Genomic DNA, 1,660 nt, shown 5'->3' with positions numbered 1-1,660 from the left:
CTGTTACCAATACAGGACAGGCAACACCTTACTTACAAGGTCGTAGAAACTTTAAAATATACACAGGAATACCAAGAATCAACGATTCAGAATATTCAGGAATTAGCCTACAGTCAGCTTATGGTGACCGTCCAGGGATTACAAGAATAGATGGTTCTGGAACAGGGTCCAAGCAGTTTTTGGAGATTACGAACCTAAGCAGTATAGAAAATGCGATTGTAAATGGAGAAAATGTAGGAAGAATAGATTATGCATCAGGACGAGCGCCAGTAGATGTAAAAGTAGTAGATCCATTGCGCGTGCCTCAAGGTACTTACCAGTTGTATGTTTGTGATGAAAACTATACTTGGACACGAGATAGTGCTACTCAAGTATATGTAGCGAACAAAGATACATTCCCTGTGTTGGGTGATTCAATTTATTGGGTGTTAAAAGATGTGAATGATCCTACAGTATTGTGGTCTTCATTCCAAACAATGGATTGGGATTACGAGCAATATGTACCAGATTTGGGAATATCTGTAAGTTTACAACAAGTAGTGGGACCAAGTGGACAAGGGGAGCAGAATATAGCGAACAACACAGGTTGGGTAGGTTCAGAGATTGTTTACTCTGATAGTGTGACCTATGGTAAATGGTATACAGGAGTAGAGGATAATGAAGGCGTCTTTAACATGATCAAGAATGGACCAGGAGAAGACGATGAGTTGTTTGATCCAAACAAAGAATATTCAACTAGTGTAGGAGGATGGTATCCCTTTATGTTGTGTGATGGCGAATTACGAACAACAGATTACTACTTTTCTTTGATGAACATCGGCTCATCAGGAGCACGATTTAGAAACAAGAATTCGAACATAGCATCGAAAGTACGAGATACGATGTTGGTAGCCTTGAATAATGTAAATGTAGTATTGACTCCCGATCAAAGCAAGTGGAGTAGATGTATTGTAACCGAGACCTTTAACCGTTATCATGGTAGTGGATATTTGGGACAAACAGCACCCTCAGGACGTCGTCAGATGGAATGGAAGGGAAGTACTCCAAGTGGAACGAAGCCGACGTATTATTCAAGAAACAAGGATATGTCGATTGACTTGACGAGTACAGGAATGTCATGGTTCCCTGGTTATGCTTATGATGTAGAAACAGGAGAGCGTTTGAATGTCTTCTTTGGAGAGAATTCATTGTACAATGGAGTGATCTTGGAGGAGAATATTGCCGAAGGAGTGAGTACAGGAGATGATATGATCTTTAACCCAACAGCAACGGCATTTGCAGGACCGAACTCTATTGATGAGGATGTTCAGTTCTTACGTTCGGTATTGGGAGGTCAGCACATCATTTATGTAACGAGAACGAAGTATGATTCTTGTAAGAGTATTATAGATCAATACAATGGTATCTTGCCTATCTTCACTCCAGATAACAATCTCGTTAGAAACATGGATATAACATGGGCATCAATGGCATTGTTGACACCCGGAGTAGAAATGGGGGGTACGTATGGCGAGATTCCACCAACAGATATGACGGTAAAATTACGAGTCAATCGTCCTCATGAAATAGAGCGAGGTACGTATGAGAACTTGGGTTATCCATTGTATGAATTTAGCTTGGATGGTTTGCAACCAACGAAAGAGGATACAGAAAAAGCCAC

1 pseudogene is annotated in these 1,660 nt (G+C 40.7%); it reads left to right on the top strand.

Annotated features, from left to right (window positions below):
- Nucleotides 1–1,660: pseudogene (locus tag CG11_RS30780) on the top strand (hypothetical protein); the annotation flags it as partial.

It is taken from the genome of Aureispira sp. CCB-QB1, assembly GCF_000724545.1.
GTDB lineage: Bacteria > Bacteroidota > Bacteroidia > Chitinophagales > Saprospiraceae > Aureispira.
Note: the sequence above shows the minus strand (reverse complement) of the source record. Positions and strands in the feature narration are given on the sequence as shown.